Annotated in this window: 17 protein-coding genes; 8 read left to right on the forward strand and 9 right to left on the reverse strand. The window is 62.9% G+C overall.

Annotation, left to right across the window (positions count from 1 at the left end):
- Positions 1 to 6: 6 nt before the first annotated feature.
- From infB to rimP, 4 genes are read right to left on the reverse strand one after another with little or no spacing between them, the layout of a single operon-like run.
- Positions 7 to 2,790, reverse strand: coding sequence for a translation initiation factor IF-2 (gene infB, locus CIW50_RS01330; RefSeq protein WP_149529498.1), 2,784 nt, complete (start codon positions 2,788 to 2,790; stop codon positions 7 to 9).
- Between the two features lie 9 nt (positions 2,791 to 2,799).
- Positions 2,800 to 3,615 carry an RNA-binding protein gene (locus tag CIW50_RS01335; RefSeq protein WP_149529499.1) on the reverse strand — a complete coding sequence of 272 codons (816 nt, stop codon included), beginning with the start codon at positions 3,613 to 3,615 and terminating at the stop codon, positions 2,800 to 2,802.
- A gap of 16 nt (positions 3,616 to 3,631) precedes the next feature.
- Positions 3,632 to 5,236 carry a transcription termination factor NusA gene (gene nusA, locus CIW50_RS01340; RefSeq protein ID WP_149529500.1) on the reverse strand — a complete coding sequence of 535 codons (1,605 nt, stop codon included), beginning with the start codon at positions 5,234 to 5,236 and terminating at the stop codon, positions 3,632 to 3,634.
- A 3-nt stretch (positions 5,237 to 5,239) separates the two neighbouring features.
- The gene (gene rimP, locus CIW50_RS01345; protein WP_149529501.1) at positions 5,240 to 6,019 is read right to left on the reverse strand and encodes a ribosome maturation factor RimP; all 780 of its coding nucleotides are present in this window, start codon (positions 6,017 to 6,019) and stop codon (positions 5,240 to 5,242) included.
- Between the two features lie 369 nt (positions 6,020 to 6,388).
- On the opposite strand from rimP, the gene CIW50_RS01350 reads away from it, so the two are divergent.
- Entirely contained in the window at positions 6,389 to 7,492 is a 1,104-nt protein-coding gene (locus CIW50_RS01350; RefSeq protein WP_149529502.1) for a DUF2336 domain-containing protein, read from the forward strand.
- On the opposite strand, the gene CIW50_RS01355 is transcribed toward CIW50_RS01350, so the two are convergent.
- Positions 7,469 to 8,422: a LysR family transcriptional regulator gene (locus CIW50_RS01355; RefSeq protein WP_149529503.1), complete on the reverse strand. Its 954-nt coding sequence runs from the start codon at positions 8,420 to 8,422 to the stop codon at positions 7,469 to 7,471. The two genes, CIW50_RS01350 and CIW50_RS01355, sit on opposite strands and share 24 nt — an antisense overlap.
- A gap of 118 nt (positions 8,423 to 8,540) precedes the next feature.
- Here CIW50_RS01355 and CIW50_RS01360 point away from each other — a divergent pair, with 118 nt between their 5' ends.
- Positions 8,541 to 9,542, forward strand: a complete 1,002-nt coding sequence (locus CIW50_RS01360; RefSeq protein ID WP_149529504.1) for an aldo/keto reductase — start codon at positions 8,541 to 8,543, stop codon at positions 9,540 to 9,542.
- Positions 9,543 to 9,583: 41 nt separating this feature from the next.
- Here CIW50_RS01360 and CIW50_RS01365 read toward each other — a convergent pair whose 3' ends face one another.
- A complete protein-coding gene (locus CIW50_RS01365; RefSeq protein ID WP_149530355.1) occupies positions 9,584 to 10,384 on the reverse strand; it encodes a HesA/MoeB/ThiF family protein in 801 nt (266 codons plus the stop codon).
- A 109-nt stretch (positions 10,385 to 10,493) separates the two neighbouring features.
- On the opposite strand from CIW50_RS01365, the gene CIW50_RS01370 reads away from it, so the two are divergent.
- Positions 10,494 to 11,855 (forward strand): serine protease, encoded by a 1,362-nt coding sequence (locus tag CIW50_RS01370; protein WP_149529505.1) that lies wholly within the window; start codon positions 10,494 to 10,496, stop codon positions 11,853 to 11,855.
- 31 nt (positions 11,856 to 11,886) lie between these two features.
- On the opposite strand, the gene CIW50_RS01375 is transcribed toward CIW50_RS01370, so the two are convergent.
- Together CIW50_RS01375 and CIW50_RS01380 are read right to left on the reverse strand one after the other, a co-directional pair.
- Positions 11,887 to 12,564, reverse strand: a complete 678-nt coding sequence (locus CIW50_RS01375) for a PilZ domain-containing protein (protein ID WP_149529506.1) — start codon at positions 12,562 to 12,564, stop codon at positions 11,887 to 11,889.
- Between the two features lie 167 nt (positions 12,565 to 12,731).
- On the reverse strand, positions 12,732 to 13,529 hold the full coding sequence (locus CIW50_RS01380; RefSeq protein WP_149529507.1) for a class I SAM-dependent methyltransferase: 798 nt from the start codon (positions 13,527 to 13,529) through the stop codon (positions 12,732 to 12,734).
- Between the two features lie 186 nt (positions 13,530 to 13,715).
- On the opposite strand from CIW50_RS01380, the gene rutA reads away from it, so the two are divergent.
- On the forward strand, positions 13,716 to 14,816 hold the full coding sequence (rutA, locus tag CIW50_RS01385) for a pyrimidine utilization protein A (RefSeq protein ID WP_149529508.1): 1,101 nt from the start codon (positions 13,716 to 13,718) through the stop codon (positions 14,814 to 14,816).
- 48 nt (positions 14,817 to 14,864) lie between these two features.
- On the opposite strand, the gene mutM is transcribed toward rutA, so the two are convergent.
- Complete coding sequence (mutM, locus tag CIW50_RS01390) at positions 14,865 to 15,770, reverse strand: bifunctional DNA-formamidopyrimidine glycosylase/DNA-(apurinic or apyrimidinic site) lyase (RefSeq protein ID WP_149529509.1); 906 nt, start codon at positions 15,768 to 15,770, stop codon at positions 14,865 to 14,867.
- A gap of 110 nt (positions 15,771 to 15,880) precedes the next feature.
- On the opposite strand from mutM, the gene ubiE reads away from it, so the two are divergent.
- The 4 genes from ubiE to dut all read left to right on the forward strand — a co-directional run bounded on the left by ubiE (position 15,881) and on the right by dut (position 20,191).
- The gene (ubiE, locus tag CIW50_RS01395; RefSeq protein WP_149530356.1) at positions 15,881 to 16,642 is read left to right on the forward strand and encodes a bifunctional demethylmenaquinone methyltransferase/2-methoxy-6-polyprenyl-1,4-benzoquinol methylase UbiE; all 762 of its coding nucleotides are present in this window, start codon (positions 15,881 to 15,883) and stop codon (positions 16,640 to 16,642) included.
- On the forward strand, positions 16,639 to 18,207 hold the full coding sequence (ubiB, locus tag CIW50_RS01400; RefSeq protein WP_149529510.1) for a 2-polyprenylphenol 6-hydroxylase: 1,569 nt from the start codon (positions 16,639 to 16,641) through the stop codon (positions 18,205 to 18,207). Before ubiE ends, ubiB begins: the two co-directional genes overlap by 4 nt.
- 62 nt (positions 18,208 to 18,269) lie before the next feature.
- Positions 18,270 to 19,730: a bifunctional phosphopantothenoylcysteine decarboxylase/phosphopantothenate--cysteine ligase CoaBC gene (gene coaBC / locus CIW50_RS01405; RefSeq protein ID WP_149529511.1), complete on the forward strand. Its 1,461-nt coding sequence runs from the start codon at positions 18,270 to 18,272 to the stop codon at positions 19,728 to 19,730.
- Complete coding sequence (gene dut, locus CIW50_RS01410) at positions 19,727 to 20,191, forward strand: dUTP diphosphatase (RefSeq protein WP_149529512.1); 465 nt, start codon at positions 19,727 to 19,729, stop codon at positions 20,189 to 20,191. The genes coaBC and dut overlap by 4 nt, the downstream gene beginning before the upstream one ends.
- The last annotated feature ends 59 nt before the right edge of the window (positions 20,192 to 20,250 follow it).

Genomic DNA, 20,250 nt, shown 5'->3' on the forward strand with positions numbered 1-20,250 from the left:
TTGGACTTACAGGGAGCGCTGGATGACCTCTACGCGGTAACACTCGATCACGTCGCCGGCGCGCATGTCGCCGTAGTTCTCGAACGCCATGCCACATTCCTGGCCTGACGTAACTTCCTTCACTTCGTCCTTGAAGCGCTTCAGCGTCGACAGCTTGCCTTCGTGCACGACGACGTTGTCGCGGATCAGGCGCACATTCGCGCCGCGTTCCACGGTTCCGTCGGTGACGCGGCAACCTGCAACCTTGCCGACCTTCGAGATGTTGAACACTTCGAGGATCTGCGCATTGCCCAGCATGGTTTCGCGCAGCGTCGGCGCGAGCAGACCGGACATGGCTTTCTTCACGTCATCCACGAGATCGTAGATGATGTTGTAGTAGCGGATTTCGATGCCGTTGCGCTTGGCGGCAGCGGCAGCTTCCTTGTTGGCGCGAACCGAGAAGCCGATGATGGCGGCGTTGAAGCCTTCCGCCAGCGTGACGTCCGATTCCGAGATGCCGCCGACACCCGCATGCAGGATGCGCGCAGCGACTTCGTCGGTGCCGAGCTTCTCGAGCGAGCCGAGAATGGCTTCGAGCGAACCCTGCACGTCGGCCTTGATGATCAGCGGGAAGTCCTTGCGACCCGAGGTCTTCAGCTGGCTCATCATCTGCTCGAGCGAGCCGCGCATGCCGTTGGTGGAGGCTGCGGACTTCTCGCGCTTCTGATGCGCACGGTAGCCGGTGATTTCACGGGCGCGGGCTTCGTTCTCGACCACGGCCATACGATCGCCGGCTTCCGGCGGGCCGTTAAAACCAAGTACCTCGACGGGCACCGACGGACCAGCCGCGGTGAGCGTCTCGCCTTGATCGGAGATCAGCGCGCGGACACGGCCCATTTCGGCACCGGCCACGATGATGTCACCCACCTTCAGGGTGCCGCGCTGAACCAGCACGGTCGCCACCGGACCACGACCACGATCGAGCTTGGCTTCGATCACGGTGCCTTCCGCCGGACGTTCCGAATTGGTCTTCAGATCGAGAATGTCGGCCTGCAGCGCGATCATTTCGAGCAGCTTGTCGAGATTGGTCTTGTTCTTCGCCGACACTTCGACGTCAACGACATCACCGCCGAAGGATTCGACCTGCACGTCATGCTGCAGCAACTCGGTGCGCACGCGCTCCGCCTTGGCGTCAGGCTTGTCGATCTTGTTGATCGCCACGATCATCGGCACACCCGCCGCCTTGGCGTGATTGATGGCTTCGATGGTCTGCGGCATGACGCCGTCATCGGCCGCCACCACCAGGATGACGATATCCGTGACCTTGGCGCCGCGGGCACGCATCGCGGTGAACGCAGCGTGGCCAGGCGTATCGATGAAGGTGATCTTCTTGCCGCTCTCGGGCGACATGACCTGATAAGCACCGATATGCTGGGTGATGCCGCCGGCTTCGCCGGACACCACATTGGCATGGCGCAGCGCGTCAAGCAGCGAGGTCTTGCCGTGGTCGACGTGGCCCATGACGGTCACGACCGGCGAACGCGGCTCGGTATCGGTGGAATCGTCGACCTTGTCGAACAGACCTTCTTCAACGTCCGACTCGGCGACGCGCTTGACGGTGTGGCCGAGTTCTTCGGCGACCAGCTGCGCAGTATCGGCGTCGATGACGTCGTTGATCTTGTGGATCGCGCCCTGCTTCATCAGCAGGCGGATCACGTCCACAGCACGCTCGGCCATACGGTTGGCGAGTTCCTGGATCGTGATCGCTTCAGGGATGACGACTTCGCGAACCAGCTTTTCCTTCGGCTCGTTCGACTGATGACCCTTCAGGCGCTGGGTACGGCGACGGAACGACGCGATCGAACGCTCGCGCACGTCACCGGCCGACAGCGCGGTGACGACGGTGAGACGGCCGCGTTCCTTCTGCGGGCCGGGCTTGGCCGTGGGCTTCGGCGCGACCACGGGGCGCGCGGCGCCGCCGGGACCACGGCGGATCACGCGCGGACCTTCATCCTCGTCGGTGCCGTCGGCGGCAACGCCGGGCGCACGCGCAGGCGTGGCGGCAGTTGCACCGGGGCGAGCCGTCGTGGACGCGGGCTTGGCGGCCTTCGCATCGGCTTCAGCCTGACGGCGCTTGGCCTCGACTTCGGCGCGACGCTTGGTTTCTTCTTCCTGACGGTGACGCTCTTCCTCGGCCTTGCGACGGGCTTCGGCGGCTTCACGCTCTTCCTGTTCCTTGAATTCCTTGGTGTTGCGGCGGGCGGCCTCGATCTCGGCGAGACGACGCTCTTCCTGCTCGCGCACGCGGGCATCGGCCAGCGCGCTGGCGCGGGCATTGCGCTCTTCCTCGGTCAGGGTGCGCAGTACGACGCCCGAACCCGAACGGGCCGGGGGCTGCGAGCGCTGCGGCGCGCGCGACGGCGCTGCGGGTGCCGGGGCGGAGCTGCGTCCTGCGGGAGAAGGTGCAGCCGTGCGGGGAGCCGGTGCGGCTGGTGCAGGCGCAGCAGCGCGCGCAACCGGCGCCGCGGGCGCAGCAGTTGCAACGGGAGCAGCCGGCGCAGCAGCAACGGGAGCTGGTGCAGCAGTCTCGACAGGTGCCGGAGCGGCCGGTACCGGAGCGGCAGCGGCAGGCGCAGCCGCTGGCGCATCGCCGGGCATACGGCGCTTGCCGCGCTTCTCGACCACCACCTGCTTGGTGCGGCCATGGCTGAAGCTCTGGCGCACAGTGCCCTGCTCGACGCGCGGCTTGAGCGTCAAGGTCTTGCTGGGAACGCTCAGAGTCTTGTCGCCAGGCGTTTTCGTATCAACCATTCAGCAGTCCTAATCTTGTTGCGTTGTGCGCGGTCGCACATTTGTTGTGTCCAACGACGTATCCGTCGTCGGCGAATTATCGATCGGCGAGATCGTTGGCGTCAGCGGCGCCGGATCCGGCACAGCGGTTGTCAGCGAAGCTTTGGCGCTTCCGTTGATGTCGTCGTCAGCCAGCCGGTATTGGACCAGAGTCTGGCTGCGTGACAGGAACGTTTTGCCCGCCGGGCCCGTAAGCACGGCAGCATGTATCACATTTGACCGCCCCAATGCCAAATCCAATTCATCGGAGCTCAAAACCGTCATGATCGGCAATTTCGGCGCGTCATCGCCGGATTCCGCATCAAATTCCACGCGTTGCCGGGCAATGCCGTCCAGTTTGCGGATTCCATCGGGAGCGCCGTTGGAGGCGTGGAGCAGAACACCAACCGTTCCGCGGCGCAGGGCGTCCTCGACCTTGGTGAAGCCGGAGACCACCTGACCGGCCTTGGCAGTCATGGCCAGCGCCTCGATGACGCCGCGCACCATCAGCCTGTCGGTGTCGTCGGCCAGGGTCGGCGACGCTTTGACGGCTTTCTTGAAACCCTTGGCGAAGAGATTGCGTTTGGCGGCCTCGGCGACCGCCTTGCGGGAGGCCGTGACCCAGAGGCCGCGGCCGGGAAGCTTGCGCTTCAGGTCCGGGATCGCCTCGCCCGTGGGCGCGACGACGAACCGGATCAGATCATCGATCGGGCGCACGGTCCGGGTAACCGCACACATCCGTTCGGTCCCGGGCTTGGTGCTCCGGGGGCCGTTATCCAGATCTGCTTGGTCAGCAATGGCGAGCATGCGCGTGGCATTGTCCTTACGCTTCTTCGGTGGCGTCGAGCGGCGCACCCTTGTCGAGATCGGCCTGGGTGATCCAGCCGGCCACGACGCGGGCCTGCATGATCAGCTGCTCGGCGTCTTCACGCGAAATTTCGCTGGCATCAAGAATGCCCGGGTGCTTGGTCGGCTCGGAACCCTCCTTGCGCTCGGTCCAGCCCACCAGATCGTCGGTGGCGCAACCGGCGAGATCCTCGACAGTCTTGATGTCGTTTTCGCCGAACTTGACCATCATCTTGAGAGTCACGCCCGGAACGTCCTTCAACGCGTCTTCCACACCCAGTTCCTTACGTTTGCCTTCGAGTTCAGCTTCGAGCTGCTCGAGATATTCACGTGCGCGACTCTGCAATTCGGCCGCTGTTTCGTCGTCGAAGCCTTCGATGCCGGCCAGTTCCCTTGCATCGACCATCGAAAGTTCCTCCACCGAGGTGAAGCCTTCCGACGCGAGCAACTGACCGACGACTTCGTCGACGTTCAGCGCTTCCATGAAGACGCGCGTGGAATTTTCGAAATCGGCCTGGCGACGTTCGGATTCTTCCTGCTCGGTCAGGATGTCGATATCCCAGCCGGTCAGCTGCGAAGCCAGACGCACATTCTGGCCACGACGGCCGATCGCAAGGGATAGTTGGTTATTGGTGTCCGGAACGACAACCTCGATACGCTCACGATCTTCATCGATCACGACTTTCGAGACTTCCGCCGGCGCCAGCGCGTTCACCACGAAGGTGGCGATATCGGGCGACCACGGAATGATGTCGATCTTTTCGCCCTGCAACTCGTTGACCACGGCCTGCACGCGGGAACCACGCATACCGACGCAGGCGCCCACCGGATCCACCGACGAGTCACGCGAGATCACACCAATCTTTGCGCGCGAACCGGGATCGCGGGCCACGGCCTTGATCTCGACGATACCGTCATAAATTTCAGGCACTTCCTGCGCGAACAGCTTGGCCATGAACTGCGGATGGGTGCGCGACAGGAAGATCTGCGGACCACGGGTCTCGCGGCGCACGTCGAACACATAGGCGCGGACGCGGTCGCCGTTGCGGAACACTTCGCGCGGCAGCATCTCGTCGCGGCGCACGATTGCTTCGCTGCGGCCGAGATCGACGATCACCGAGCCGTATTCGACGCGCTTGACGATGCCGTTGACGATCTCGCCGATGCGATCCTTGAATTCCTGATACTGCCGGTCACGCTCGGCTTCGCGCACCTTCTGCACGATGACCTGCTTGGCGGACTGTGCGGCGATACGGCCGTATTCCAGCGGCGGCAGCGTGTCGGCAATGGTGTCGCCAATCTGCGCACCGGGATTGGCGCGCTGCGCGTCGAACAGCGAGGTCTGGTTCGACGAGTTCTCGACGTCCTCGACCACCAGCATGTGGCGGGTCAGCGACAACTGGCCGGTCTTGGGATGAATCTCGGCATGCACATCGGTTTCGGAACCGTAGCGCGCCCGGGCCGCTTTCGCGATCGCCTCTTCCATCGCCTGGATGACGATGTTGCGATCGATCGATTTTTCGCGCGCGACGGCGTCGGCGATCTGCAGCAGTTCGAGTTTATTGGCGCTGACAGCGGCCATAGCTCATTCTCCTTCGATGGGATCGATTTCGCCTCGGCGCGCACGGTCGGCGGCCAGACGATGTTCTTTGGTATTCTTCGGCAAAGGCTTCTTGGCAGCTTTCGCGACCTTGAGTTTCGGCTTCGGCGCAAAGCTCTTCTTGGGATCGCTGCGCTTGGCATGCGGTGCCGCCGGCGGCGCCAGACCGAGCTCCCGCTTGAGATCAAGCTCGGCGTGCTTGCCGCGGCGCATGGACTCGGCGATCAGCTCGTCGGTCAACACCAGGCTGGCATTGGAGATGTCTTCCAGCGGCAACCGCGTGATGGGGTCTTCGCCATCGCGGGCACCTTCGCGGTCGATCAATACGACGTCGCCTTCGATGGCGCCGAGCAGACCTCGGAAACGTTTGCGACCGCCAACGGCGACAGCCATCTCGACCTTAACCAGATAGCCATTATAACGCTCGAAATCGGAGCGTCGGACCAGCGGGCGATCGATGCCCGGCGACGAAATTTCGAGACGGTAGGCGCGCTGGATCGGATCGGCGACATCCATCACCGGCGACAGCGCGTTCGAGATCGCTTCGCAATCCTCTACCAGCATGGTGCCGTCCGGGCGCTCCGCCATAATCTGCACGGTGCAGCCGAGCTCGCCGGAAATCTTGATCCGCACCAGCCGGTAGCCGAGGTTTTCGAGCACCGGCGTTGCAACAGCCGACACGCGCGCCGCAGCACCCGGCTCGATCACCAGGCGCGGCTCGGAAAGCAGCTCGGTATCAACGGTTTCTGGCTTTTGGTCGGTCATGTCCAGGATCGAAGTATTCCGGTTTGAAGATGTCTGAATGCGCGTGCAGCCTGCAGAAGTGAAACGTGTCGCGTCGGGCTTTCGGCCCTTCTTGGACCCGGACAAACCCACCGGAAATCATCGGCCAGGGGTCCATTCAGGTAATAAAAAAGAGCGGGTCCCGAGGGGCCCACTCTCAAACGCGATCGTATGAGAACCTAATAAGTTGAGGGCGATATAGCCGTTTTCCAGCGCCCCGGCAAGGCCGCAGTGGCTGCTCCGCAATATTTCTGCAACCCGCGGTAGCCCAATCCTTCGACTAACCGTTCATTCATGAACCCCATCTAGGGTGCGCGAGCCTTTCCGTATGGTGGTGTTGAGTATTTTTTGATGGCTGAGGCGAAATCGCTCATTCCGGGACTTGAGAACATCGTCAGAGATGGCGATCCCAAGCGCCGGGGCGAGGCTGTCCGTAAGATTTCGGAACTTTTCCTGAAGGGCGCGTCCCGTTATCAGCCCTCCCATGTCGATCTGTTCGACGGCATCCTCACGACTCTGGTTCCACAGACCGAAGTCGAGGCGCGTAGCGCGCTGGCCGAGCGGCTGTCCGATCTCGTCAACGCCCCCCCGCAGCTTATAGCCCTGCTGGTCCGCGACGAAGAGATCCTGATCGCCGGGCCGCTGCTGCGCCGCTCGCCTTTGATCGACGAACCAACACTGATCGATATCGCCAAAGCCCAGGGCCAGTCGCATCTGCTGGCGATTTCCGACCGCTCGACGCTGACGCCGCGCCTCACCGACGTGATCGTCCGCCGCGGCGACCGCGATGTGATCCGCCGCGTCGCCGGCAATGCCGGCGCAGCCTTCTCGCAGAACGGCTATACCGGCCTCATTCGCCGCGCCAGCGATGATGGCGTGCTCGCCGTGATGGTCGGGCAGCGCGACGATCTCGCGCCCGATCAGCTCAAACACCTTCTGGCACAGTCTGTCGAAGTGGTTCGCCGCCGACTGTTCGACGCCGCCGCACCTGAACTGCGCAACGCGATCAACCGTGCGATGCATGACATCACCGGCGCGCCGACGCATCTAGCCGTCACCCGCGACTTCGCCACCGCGCAGCGTGCCGTTCGCAAGCTGCTCCAAGCTGACGAGATGGACGAAGGCGCGCTTTTGCGCTTCGCCCGCGCCCATCAATATGAGGAAACTGCCGCTGCCCTGGCCGCTTTGTCGGGCGTGCGGATCGGCACCATCGACCAGCTCCTCAAGGGCGACCGCGACGATCCGATGCTGATCCTCGGCAAGTCGATCGGCATTTCCTGGGCCACCGTTCGCGCCCTGATGACGCTGCGCCTCGGCCCCGGTCGTTCGCCTGCGGCCGCCGATGTCGAGGAAGCCCGGCAGAATTTCGAGCGCCTGGTGCCCGCCACTGCACAGCGCGTGCTGACCTTCTGGCAGACCCGCGAGACCACCTCAGCGATCCCCCTGCCGCTCTGATCCGCCGGGGCCCTCCGGAGCCGCAACCCGCCGCTCCCGTTTGCGCCACTCCGCCACAAAACTCACGAAAGCCGCCAAAGCTGGCGGCGGTTGCCTACGGCTCGGATAGTACAAAAACGGCCCAGGGAATGGCGGCAGCCAGTCCTCCAGCACGCTGATCAACCTCCCGGTCGCGAGGTCGTCCCGCACATAACCCTCAAACACCGCGTAAAAGCCAAGTCCGTCCCGGGCCGCTTCCAGCCCGAGCCGGGAATAGCTCGCCAGCAGCGGCCCCCGCGGCGGGATCCTGACCACCTGGCCGTCCTTTTCGAACTCCCATTCCGGGATGGAACCGTTGTCAAAACGCGTTCTGATGCAGCAATGCTGCAGCAATTGCTGCGGCGCGGTAGGGCGTCCATGCTGCGCAATATATTGCGAAGACGCCACCATCACGAAGCGCTGCGGCGGTCCCAGGGAGACTGCGATCATGTCCTGTGCCAGATCCTCGCCATAGCGAATGCCGGCGTCGAATCCCTTGGCGACGATGTCGATCAAGGACGTCTCGGCAACGATCTCAAGCTCAACCTGCGGATATTGCTGCAAGAATGGCGTTACCATCGGTGCCACGACGATGTCGATGGCTGGTGCTGGACCGTTGATTCTAAGTCGGCCAGACGGCACATCACCGAAACCGCGAACTTGCTGCAATGCAGCATGGACGTCACCCATGGCCGGAACGATTTTGCGTTGCAGCAATTCTCCAGCTTCGGTGAGCGCAACACTGCGTGTTGTGCGATGCAGCAAACGAACGCCGAGCCGCTCTTCCATATCGCGCAGCCGCTGGCTCAGGCTGGACACCGACACATGGGTCTCCACCGCGGCCCGCCGGAAATTCCGGGTCCGGGCCACCGCCAGAAAGGCTGCCAGATCGCGCAGATCGAGATCGCTCATTGTTCGACAGAGTGAACAACCCTTTCAGGATTGTCCAGCTTATCGGATCAATGGCGCGGGCTCATATCGGGGCGGCAGCGGCAAAGGATCGGTCCGGCCGCCTTCTGGGAGAACCACCATGAACCACCTTCAACTCGGAAAGATCGGCCCCCAAGTGGGCGCCCTTGGTCTCGGCTGCATGGGCATGTCGGATGTCTACGGCCCTGCCGATCGCGACGAAAGCATCGCCACCATCCACGCCGCGCTGGAGGCCGGCGTCACCCTGATCGACACCGGCGACTTCTACGCCATGGGCCATAACGAACTCCTGATCGCCGAGGCCCTGCGCGGTCGCAACCGCGACAACCTGCAGCTTTCGGTCAAATTCGGCGGCATGCGCGATCCCGCCGGTGCCTTCATGGGCTTCGACAACCGCCCGATGGCAGTCAGGAATTTCGTGGCCTATTCGCTGGTGCGGCTCGGCGTCGAGGCCATCGACATATATCGCCCAGCCCGGCTCGACCCCAATGTCCCCATCGAAGACACCGTCGGCGCTATCGCGGACCTCATCAAGGCTGGTTACGTCAAGCACATCGGCCTGTCCGAAGTCGGCTCCGAGACCATCCGCCGCGCCCACAAGGTGCATCCGATCACGGATCTGCAGATCGAATATTCGCTGATCTCGCGTGGCATCGAGGATGACATCCTGCCGACCTGCCGCGAGCTCGGCATCGGCATCACGGCCTACGGCGTGCTGTCGCGCGGCCTGATCGGCGGCCATTTCACCAAAGATGGCATGAACGCGAAGGACTATCGCAGCCACAGCCCGCGCTTCAGTGCCGCGAATATCGATCAGAATCTGGCTCTGGTTGGAAAAATCCGCACCATTGCCGACGACATCGGAGTGTCGGTCGCGCAGGTCGCCATCGCCTGGGTGGCTGCACAGGGCCAGGACATCCTGCCCGTGGTCGGCGCACGACGGCGAGATCGGCTCACTGAAGCGCTGGGATCGCTGGATGTGAAGCTGACACCCGCGCATCTCAAGGCGCTGGCAGACGCAATCCCGGCCGACGCCGCAGCCGGTGGCCGCTATCCGGACGAGCATCTGGTGCATATGGACAGCGAGAAGAAGCGCGCTTGAGTCGACTGAACCGACCCTCCCCACGGGAGGGTCGGTTCAGCTCATAAATACGCGCTCAAATCCCTGATGCTCGGTGCATCCCCGTTCAGCGGATTCGCCGGGTCGCGGCCGTAGCGCAGCGTCTCGAAGCGCATGTTGCGGGCGTCGATCATCAGCAAGCGCCCGACCAGCCCCTCGCCGAAGCCGACGATCTCGCGGATCGCTTCCAGCGCCATCATCGAGCCAACCATGCCGGCCAGCGCGCCCATCACGCCGGCTTCCTGGCAGCTTGGCACCGTGCCCGGCGGTGGCGCTTCGGGGAACAGGCAGCGATAGGTCGGGTTCAACGCGCCCGATGCATTGGCCTCATGTGCGCGGATCGTGGTCAGCGACGCATCGAACGTGCCGAGGGCGGCCGAGATCAAGGTTTTTCTCGCGAGATAGCAGGCGTCCGACAGCAGATAGCGCGTGGTGAAGTTGTCGGAACCGTCGAGCACGATGTCGTAGCCCGACAACAGCGCCATCGCATTCGCCGCATTAAGTCTGACAGCGTGACCGATAAATTTCACATGCGGATTGAGCGCATGGATTTTCGCGGCGGCACTCTCGGTTTTGAGCGCGCCGATATCCGGCGTCGCGTGAATGATTTGCCGCTGCAAATTCGACAGCGACACCGTGTCGTCATCGACCACACCGAGCGTGCCGATGCCCGCGGCTGCGAGATACATCAGCGCCGGTGCGCCAAGGCCGCCAGCGCCGATCACCAGCACTTTCGCACTCTGCAGCGCAGCCTGGCCGGGGCCGCCGACCTCGCGCAACACGATATGGCGCGCATAGCGCTCGAGCTCGTCGGCATTCAGCATCGTGTCGTTACGTCCAGCATTGTTGTGAACCCTTCCCGCGCTGTCACCGACCCACGAGATGTGCTTAATTCCACTGAAATCAATCACCAGCTTCAAGACCGGACATGTCATGAGATCGATGCTTTCAGCAACATTGATGATCGTGGCAGCCTCTGCGGCGCACGCCCAGGTCCAGGCAACATCTCCCGCGGTGCAGGGTGTGAAACCCAAGCCAGTCACCACGACGCCGATCCGCCCCGCGCTGCAGACCCCTGCCGACACCGCCAACGCCATGGCGCAGGCGGAGCGGCTCGGAATCCAGTCGGATCTGGCATGGACCGGGCAATATAACGGCGCCATCACCGGCGAAGTTTCGGATCGCATGGTCAATGCGATCAAGACGTTCCAGAAGGACAATGGCGCCAAGCAAACCGGCGTGCTGAACCCGCAGGAGCGCGATCTGCTGCGCGCCGCGGCGAAGAAGCTTCAGGACAATGTCGGCTGGAAAATGGTCACCGACGCGGTGACCGGCGCACGGCTCGGCATTCCCGCCAAACTCGTGCCGCAACAAGCCTCCGACGCGAACGGCAGCAAGTGGTCGTCATCCACCGGCACGATCCAGATCACGCTGGCGCGCCGCAAGGAGGACGCACCCTCCACCGCCAAGCTCGCCGAGGCGGAGCGCAAGGAGCCCGGTCGCAAGATCGACTATCAGGTGGTGAAGCCGGATTTCTTCGTGCTGTCGGGCCTGCAGAACCAGAAGAAGTTCTATATCCGCGGCCAATTCAAGGATTCCGAAGTCCGCATTCTCTCGATCTTCTACGATCAGGCCACCGAAGGCACGATGGAGCCTGTGGTGATCGCGATGTCGTCGGCCTTCAACGCATTCCCTGCGGGTTCGCAGGCCATGGGCCCGCCGCCGCGCAAGAAGGTCGAATATGCGTCGGGGATCGTAGTGAGCGACGACGGCGCCATCGTCACCGACCGACAGGCGGTGGATGGCTGCATGTCCATCGTCGTGGCCGGCTATGGCAACGCCGACAAAGTCGCCGAAGACAAGGTGCGCGATCTCGCACTGCTGCGCATCTATGGCGCGCGCGAGTTGAAACCGCTGTCGCTTGGCACCGGCGCAGCAAAACCCAATCTCGATCTCATCGGAATCGCCGATCCCCAGAACCAGGGCGGCGGCGCAGCCATCACCAGTGTGAAGGCAACCGCGGCGCCAGTCGGCACCGGCAGCGAACTGGCGCTCTCCCCCGCACCGGCGCTCGGCTTTTCCGGCGCTGCCGCGATGGACGGCGACGGCAAATTCGCGGGCCTCGCGCAATTGAAGCCGTTGCTTGTGGCCGGTCCGCCGAACGCGACGCCGCAGGCGGCTCTGGTATCAGCGGATCTCGTGCGCAATTTCGTGAAGGCGAATGGCGTGAGCGTGACCGGCGCCTCGACTGACGCCAAGGCTGCAATGATGCGCGTGATCTGCGTGCGGAAGTAGCTTTCAGGATTCGAAGCGCGCCACCGCGTCTCTAATCCACTTCCTCATACATCGAATCCATCTGCGCCGCGAACGGCGTTGCGCGCGGCGGCGATGCTGCGGGGGCGCGGATGATCCGGCGTTCAAGCTGTTCGCGATTCTGCTGCTCGACGAACTTCACTGCGAAGCCGCCCTGGAGATGGCGCACCACGCGGCCGACGCAGGCGCCGACGGCGAGCGGCGTTCCGACCTCGGGCTGCACATCGGCAGATACGGCCGCGCCCGACACCGACATGTCGATGACGAAGCAGCTCTTCATCGAGCCGTCGGCGAAGGTCAGCATGGAATGCGGGCTCGCAGGGATGAGGCGCGCCTGCTTGCGCTCTTCGCGCACCGTGGGGTCTTTCTGGAATTTCTCCAGCCAGGTCAGCTTGTCCGAGAGCTTCTGACGCATCGGCGGCGTCATGTTGAGTTCGAGCAGGAAGCTGCCGGAGATGGTGTCGCTGATGCGGCCTTCGAGCTGGCCGAAATCACCAAAATAGGGCGTGATCCGATCGCCGATACGGCCGATCACAGGCACATCGATGATCATCCGGAACGGCGAGACGCGGCTGGTCCGGCAGGCAAAGCTGCGCGGGGTGCCCTCGGCATCCAGCCAGTTCGACAGCGTATATTGACCGCTGACGACAACGTTGACGGCACGCTGCTTGAGGAATTTTTCGACGGACACAGGTTCACCCTCTACGGTACCTTTTCACCACCATAGAAAAAACGACCACGCCAGCATTTGCGCCCGCCTTGGTTATTGCGTTACTTATATACCCTTTCAAGTTGAAGAAATATTACCGGCAAGATCCCGGCGGTCTTAGGGCCCCGAGACCGGGGGGATACCCTGCCTCAGCCGGGCACGCGCCCCTTGATGGCATTGGCGCGGGCACTGCAGACGATACGGCCCGCTGCATCCTCCGAAAGCCCCGCTTGGACGCGCGATTTGAGCTGCACGATCTCCTCCGGCGTCATCACCGTCAAAGCTGCCGTCACCGATGGCCCAGCGGACGAGGCCGACCAGAAGTCGTCGAAATCGCTGAACTCACGGGTCACATCGATCACGCGGGTTTCGATGTCCACCAGGCCGGCAGAGGTCCACAGCGACTGCATCACATCGAGGCGTGACGCGTCCACGCTCGGCGGCAACGACGGCATGTGCCCCATTTTCCTGAGTTCACCGAGGATCGGCTGCAGCGGAAAACCGCCGCCATCCATATCCCAGGCATAGGCCGCCACTATGCCGCCGGGCGACACGACACGGACCATTTCCGCAACGCCCTTCGATGGCTCCGGCACGAAGAAGATCACCAGCGCCATCACGGCGACATCGAAGGATTTGTCGGAAAACGGCAGCGCCATCGCGTCGCCCAGATGAAACGCCGCCATCGCGGCACCCGGCCGCTTCCGCGCATAGGCAAGCTGCGGCTCCGAGGGATCGATGCCGTCGATCACCGACGGCGCATGGCGCTCGGCGATGAGCTGCGTGAACGCACCATTGCCACAGCCGACATCGACCCATGCGAGCCCCGGTTTTGGCGCCACCCAGTCGAGGAAGATTTCGCCGGCGCTGCGGCTCCACACGCCCATCATGCGCTCATAGGAAGCGCCATCGTTGAAGCGGATGGAGGGAGATGATGCGTCGGTCATGGGTGTCCTCAATACGGTGTTGGCGGCAGATCATGGACGGAAATGCATCGCCTGCAACCTCTTCCTTCATGGTGAGATCGTGTGGTCGGCGCAAAAGCCCGTATCGGCACGGTTGTTGCTTTGCTCAACGCAAGCAGAATGGTTCGCGATGCCCCGGGGCGTCGCGCGGTTGCGGAGGAGAGCAAGATGAAGGTCGGCGTATTCATTCCAATCGGAAACAACGGCTGGTTACTCTCTGAAAATGCGCCGCAATACATGCCGACATTCGATCTCAACAAGGAGGTCACGCTCAAGGCCGAACATTACGGCCTCGATTTTGTACTCTCGATGATCAAATTGCGGGGCTTCGGCGGGAAAACGGAATTCTGGGATCACAATCTGGAATCCTTCACCCTGATGGCCGGCCTGGCCGCAGTAACCAAGCGAATAAAGTTGTTCGCCACGGCAGCGACGCTCGTGGTGCCTCCCGCGATTGCCGCGCGCATGGCCGTGACCATCGATTCGATTTCACATGGCCGCTTCGGCCTCAATCTCATCACCGGATGGCAACGTCCCGAATATTCGCAGATGGGGCTTTGGCCCGGCGACGAATACTTTGCGCGCCGCTACGAGTATCTCTCGGAATATGTCGAGATCCTCCGCGACCTCTGGCAGACCGGCGCCTCGGATCGCAAAGGTGAGTTCTTCCAGATGGAGGACTGCCGGGTCAGCCCACAGCCGCAAGCCGACATGAAGATCATTTGCGCCGGCCAGAGCGGCGCCGGAATGGCCTTCTCCGCAAAATACGCCGACTACAATTTCTGCTTCGGCAAAGGCGTCAACACCCCGACCGATTTCGCGCCCGCCGCCGAACGGCTGATCGAGGCCACGCGGGAGAGCGGCCGGCACGTAACGACCTATGTCCTGTTCATGGTGATCGCGGCAGAGACCGACGAAGTCGCATTTGCAAAGTGGGAGCACTACAAAGCCGGTGTCGATCACGACGCGGTGGCGTGGCTCGGCGTTCAGGGCGCTGCCGATACCAAGTCCGGAAAAGATACCAACATTCGCCAGATGGCGGACCCGACATCGGCGGTCAACATCAACATGGGGACCTTCATCGGCTCATTCGCCAATGTCGCCCGCATGCTCGACGAGGTCGCCACCGTGCCGGGCACCGAAGGCGTGTTGCTCACCTTCGACGACTTCGTTCAGGGCGTTGAAGACTTTGGACAGCGCATCCAGCCGTTGATGGCCTCGCGTGTGGGCGTCGCGGAAGCTGCAGCGGCTGCGTTGAAGGACATGTGACGGTCGATATTCCGTAACGACGTGTCAGCAAATCGAACCGATGCGATTTCACCTCTGACACTTCGGGCACCAGAACGTCGATCGCCCGTTCTGCACGAAGCGCTTCACGATGCCTGAGCAGCCATCGGTCTGGCAGGGTTCGCCTTCGCGGTCATAGACCTGGAACGAATGCTGGAAGTAGCCGAGCTCGCCATCGGTCTGGCGATGGTCGCGCAGCGACGAGCCACCAGCCTTGATGGCCTGGTTCAGCACCTCATGGATCGCCGTGACCAGTCGCCTGGAATGATCGGTTGGTTCGCCTTTTTTGGTCGCCAGTGTCGCCGCCAATCGCCGCGGCGACAGATGCGAACGAAACAGCGCTTCGCAGACATAGATATTGCCGAGGCCCGCGACGACGCTCTGATCGAGCAGCGCGGCCTTGAGGCTGGTCTTCTTGCCCGCGGTCGCGCCGGCCAGCATGGCCGCATCGAAGGCGTTGCCGAGCGGTTCGGGGCCGATGTCTTTCAGGAACGGCTCCTGATCGATCTCGCTCCGCGCAAAGATCTTCATGAAGCCGAAACGACGGGGGTCGTTGTAGATCACCGATGGGCCCGACGACATGTGGAAGACCACATGATCGTGTGCCCGCTCGTCGCTGCGCGGATGATGGAAGGCGCCGGGCATCACATTTTCTTCATCACCCGCGACAGCAGCGGGCGCATCGGACACCACCCGGAACGAGCCGGACATGCCGAGATGCATCAGCAGCACATCGCCGGAATCCAGGTCCGCCAGCAGATATTTGGCGCGGCGGCCGAGGCTGGTGATGGTCCGGTCCTGCAACCTTCCGGCAAAATCCGGCTGAAACGGAAACCGCAGGTCTTTCCGGCGCAATTCCAGGCGGGTGATCTTCGATCCCTCCATGGCCGGCTGCAGGCCGCGGCGGACGGTCTCGACTTCGGGTAATTCAGGCATGATTCACGTCATTCACCTTGAGGTGCTGACGTGATAGCCCCATTGCTGTGGGCGCGCTATGGTCCGTCGCGATCAGACTTTTGAGATGAAAAACCTTTGAGATGAAGACAATGGATCAGCCGGGCGAAACCACCCATTTCGGCTTCAGGGACGTCCCCGTGGGCGACAAGCAGACCCTGGTGAACGATGTGTTCCACAGCGTCGCCCAGCGCTACGACCTGATGAACGATCTGATGTCCGGCGGCATGCATCGCGTCTGGAAGGACGTGATGATCAACGCGCTCAACCCACCGCGCTCGGATGCCCCCTTTGCCCTGCTGGACGTTGCCGGCGGCACCGGCGACATCTCGTTCCGCGCCGCCAGGGCGTCAGGCCTCGGCTTCAGCTCGACCGTCTGCGACATCAATACGGGCATGCTGGACGTCGGCCGCGAGCGCGCCATCAAGCAGCATCTCGAACATCAGGTGACCTTCGTCGAGGGTAACGCCGAAGAGTTGCCATTCGCCGACAAGAGCTATGACGCCTATACGATCGCCTTCGGCATCCGCAACGTGCCGCGCATCGACCGCGCGCTCGCTGAAGCCTATCGCGTGCTGAAGCCGGGCAGCCGTTTTCTCTGCCTCGAATTCTCAACCGTCGATGTGCCGGGCCTCGACAAGATCTATGACCTGTTCTCGTTCAAGGTTATCCCGCCGCTCGGTAAGGCGGTCACCGGCGACTCCGAATCCTATCAGTATCTCGTGGAATCGATCCGCAAGTTTCCGAAGCCGCCAATTTTCGCCGACATGATCCGCAATGCAGGCTTTTCGCGCGTGAAGTACGAACTCCTCTCAGGCGGCATCGTCGCGCTGCATTCGGGCTGGCGTTTGTGATCGCTGCTTTCTCTCATATGGCGCGGCTTGCCCGCGCCGGTTTCGTGTTTGCGCGCGAAGGCGTGTTCGGCGTCGTCGATCCTTCGCTGGTGCCGCCACCGGGGCAACTCGCACTGCGCATGGCGCGGCTGATCGAACGACCCGGCGCAAAATCCGGCGCACGGCTGTCGCGCGCGCTGACGCGGCTCGGCCCGGCCTATCTCAAGCTTGGGCAGTTTCTCGCGACCCGTCCCGACGTGGTCGGCGTTGCCATGGCGCGCGATCTCGAAAGCCTGCAGGACAGGCTGCCGCCATTCTCCCTGACCGAAGCCGAAGGCGTCGTCGCCGCTTCGCTGGAACGCCCTGTGGCGCAGCTCTATGCGAGCTTCAGCCCGCCGGTCGCCGCGGCCTCGATCGCGCAGGTGCATCGCGCCGAGATCGACAAGGATGGTGTCCGCAAAACCTACGCCGTGAAAGTGCTGCGCCCAAACGTCGCCGCGCAATTCCGCCGCGACCTCGGCGATTTCGCTTATGTCGCGCACAAGGCCGAAGAACATTTTTCTGAAGCGCGCCGCCTTCGCCTGATCGAAATCATCACCACCATGTCGCGCTCGGTGGCGATGGAGATGGATCTGCGATTGGAAGCTGCGGCACTCTCCGAGATGGCGGAGAACACCCGCAACGATCCCGACTTCCGCGTGCCGGAAGTAGACTGGGATCGCACCTCGCATAACGTGCTGACGATGGAGTGGATCGACGGCATCGCGCTGAACGATCACAAGCGCCTGGAAGAATCCAACGTCGATCTTCCGGATCTCGGCCGCAAGGTGATCCAGAGCTTTCTGCGCCACGCGCTGCGTGACGGCTTTTTCCACGCCGATATGCATCCGGGCAATCTGTTCCTCGATCCAGACGGCCGCCTCGTCGCTGTCGATTTCGGCATCATGGGCCGGCTCGGGCTGAAGGAGCGCCGCTTCCTCGCCGAGATTCTGCTGGGCTTCATCACCCGCAACTATCGCCGCGTCGCCGAAGTACACTTCGAGGCCGGCTATGTGCCCGGTCACCATTCAGTAGAAAATTTCGCGCAGGCGATCCGCGCCATCGGCGAGCCGATTCACAATCGCACGGCCGAAGAAATCTCGATGGCCAAGCTGCTGACGCTGCTGCTCGAGGTCACCGGCCTCTTTGACATGCGCACGCGGCCGGAATTGATCCTGCTGCAGAAGACCATGGTCGTGGTCGAAGGCGTCGCGCGAAGCTTCGATCCCAAGCTCGATATCTGGAAGGTCGCCGATCCCGTCGTCCGCGAATGGATCGAACGCAATCTCGGACCGCTCGGCAAAATCCAGGGCGCCCTCTCCGGCGCCGGTGAACTCGGCAAGGTCGCCGGCAGCCTGCCGGCCATGGCGACCCGCGCACTGACGATGCTCGAACAGTTGGAGACCATGACCCGTGACGGCGTCCGGCTCGACGATGCGACCATCGCCGCCATCGCACGGGCGCGAGCCAAGCAGCTCCGCTGGCGCACGGTCGGCGTCTGGGTGATCGCGCTGTCGTTCCTGGGACTGCTGCTCTCGATTCGCTAACGATTGATTGCAATGACGGCACTTTATGCTAGCACTGCTGTCATAATGAGCGTGAGATCATCATGGCCAGCCTGACTATCCGCAAACTCGACGACGCGATCCGGGATGAGCTGAGATTGCGTGCGGCCAGGAATGGCCGGTCGGTCGAGGACGAGGTGCGGGTCATTTTGCGCGCGGCGTCGCAAGACGGCCTCAAGCCTGACGCAAGTTTTTCGCAAGACACGCCACCCCCCGAAAACCAACCCAAGCCCTTGAAAAACATCGGTGATCAGCTCCGTGTGACGCTAATCATCGGCGGCGGCATCGCGGCCTATAAATCGCTCGATCTGATCCGCCGGCTGAAGGAGCGCCACATCCATGTCCGCGTGGTGCTGACCCGCGCCGCGCAGCAATTCGTCACGCCACTGGCCGCCAGCGCCCTCTCCAACGAGCGCGCCTATACCGACCTATTCGACCCGCAGAGCGAATTCGACGCCGGGCATATCCGTCTTGCGCGCGAATGCGATCTGATCGTCGTGGCGCCTGCCACTGCGGACCTGATGGCGAAGATGGCCAATGGTCATGCCGACGATCTGGCCTCCGCGATTCTTCTGGCCGCCGACAAACCGATCATGATTGCGCCGGCGATGAATCCGCTGATGTGGAATAACGCTGCGACGCGCCGCAACGTCGCGCAATTGCAGCGCGACGGCATCAGGATGATCGGGCCGAATGCCGGCGAGATGGCGGAGCGCAACGAAGCCGGCGTGGGTCGCATGGCAGAGCCGACCGAAATCGCCATCGCGGCTCACATATTCCTGCGGCCGCCCCGCGCGCAGCCGCTGGCGGGCAAACGCGTGCTGATCACGGCGGGCCCGACCCATGAGCCCATCGATCCCGTGCGCTACATCGCCAATCGCTCGTCAGGCAAACAGGGCTATGCGATCGCCGCCGCGGCGCGCGCTGCCGGCGCCGAGGTCATTCTCGTGTCTGGCCCGGTCGATCTTGATGACGTCGAAGGCGCCACCATGACCCATGTCGAATCCGCACGCGACATGCTCGCTGCGGTCGAGGCGGCACTTCCCGTCGACATCGCGATCTTCGCGGCAGCCGTGGCCGACTGGCGTGCCGTCAATGAGGGCGTGCAGAAACTGAAGAAGACGGCAGGCAACGCCATGCCGCCACTGCAGCTCATGGAAAATCCCGACATCCTCGCGACGATCTCGAAACTCCCCGAGCATCGGCCGCCGCTGGTGATCGGCTTCGCCGCCGAGACCGAGCACCTGATCGACAATGCGAAAGCCAAGATTGCGCGCAAGGGTTGCGACTGGATCGTCGCCAACGACGTCTCGCCCGCGACCGGCATCATGGGCGGAGACAACAACACCGTGCATCTGCTGACGCGAGCTAAGGACAGCGCCGATATCGCCGTTGATTCATGGGCACCGATGAGCAAGGAACAGGTCGCAATGACCTTGGTCGCGCGAATCGCCGACGCGGTGACATCAGATAAATCGACGCAATCCACGAAAGATACATCATGAGCGCCGCCATCCCCGTTCAGGTCGACGTCCAGCAGCTCCCGCATGGTGCAGGCCTCGCGCTGCCGGCCTATCAGACCGCACATGCTGCCGGCCTCGATCTGCTCGCCGCGGTTCCCGAGGACCAGCCGATGATTCTCGCTCGCGGTAAATATGCGCTGGTGCCGACCGCGCTGACTATCGCACTACCGGCGGGCTATGAAGCGCAGGTGCGCCCGCGCTCGGGCCTTGCCGCCAAGCACGGCGTGACCGTGCTGAATTCACCGGGCACCATCGATGCCGATTACCGCGGCGAGATCGGCGTGCTCCTGATCAATCACGGCGCGACGGATTTCACGATCAGGCGCGGCGAGCGAATCGCACAGATGGTGATCGCACCGGTCACGCATGCGGAACTCGTGGTGGCCGCGGCGCTGAGCGAGACCGAACGCGGCAGCGGCGGCTTCGGATCGACCGGCCGATAGCGCGCATTTCGTCACATCGCGCAGTATTTGAATCAAAGGCACGCGCATTTTTTAACGTG

The organism is Tardiphaga sp. P9-11, from assembly GCF_008329525.1.
Taxonomy (GTDB): Bacteria; Pseudomonadota; Alphaproteobacteria; order Rhizobiales; family Xanthobacteraceae; genus Tardiphaga.

Coding starts and splice junctions, on each gene's coding strand:
- CIW50_RS01380 (WP_149529507.1), bottom strand. CDS start 13,529: ATGACCGACGCATCATCTCCCTCCATCCGCTTCAACGATGGCGCTTCC.
- infB (WP_149529498.1), bottom strand. CDS start 2,790: ATGGTTGATACGAAAACGCCTGGCGACAAGACTCTGAGCGTTCCCAGC.
- rutA (WP_149529508.1), top strand. CDS start 13,716: ATGAAGGTCGGCGTATTCATTCCAATCGGAAACAACGGCTGGTTACTC.
- dut (WP_149529512.1), top strand. CDS start 19,727: ATGAGCGCCGCCATCCCCGTTCAGGTCGACGTCCAGCAGCTCCCGCAT.
- CIW50_RS01355 (WP_149529503.1), bottom strand. CDS start 8,422: ATGAGCGATCTCGATCTGCGCGATCTGGCAGCCTTTCTGGCGGTGGCC.
- nusA (WP_149529500.1), bottom strand. CDS start 5,236: ATGGCCGCTGTCAGCGCCAATAAACTCGAACTGCTGCAGATCGCCGAC.
- CIW50_RS01365 (WP_149530355.1), bottom strand. CDS start 10,384: ATGCTGAATGCCGACGAGCTCGAGCGCTATGCGCGCCATATCGTGTTG.
- CIW50_RS01335 (WP_149529499.1), bottom strand. CDS start 3,615: ATGCTCGCCATTGCTGACCAAGCAGATCTGGATAACGGCCCCCGGAGC.
- CIW50_RS01360 (WP_149529504.1), top strand. CDS start 8,541: ATGAACCACCTTCAACTCGGAAAGATCGGCCCCCAAGTGGGCGCCCTT.
- CIW50_RS01370 (WP_149529505.1), top strand. CDS start 10,494: ATGAGATCGATGCTTTCAGCAACATTGATGATCGTGGCAGCCTCTGCG.
- mutM (WP_149529509.1), bottom strand. CDS start 15,770: ATGCCTGAATTACCCGAAGTCGAGACCGTCCGCCGCGGCCTGCAGCCG.
- CIW50_RS01350 (WP_149529502.1), top strand. CDS start 6,389: ATGGCTGAGGCGAAATCGCTCATTCCGGGACTTGAGAACATCGTCAGA.
- ubiE (WP_149530356.1), top strand. CDS start 15,881: ATGGATCAGCCGGGCGAAACCACCCATTTCGGCTTCAGGGACGTCCCC.
- rimP (WP_149529501.1), bottom strand. CDS start 6,019: ATGACCGACCAAAAGCCAGAAACCGTTGATACCGAGCTGCTTTCCGAG.
- coaBC (WP_149529511.1), top strand. CDS start 18,270: ATGGCCAGCCTGACTATCCGCAAACTCGACGACGCGATCCGGGATGAG.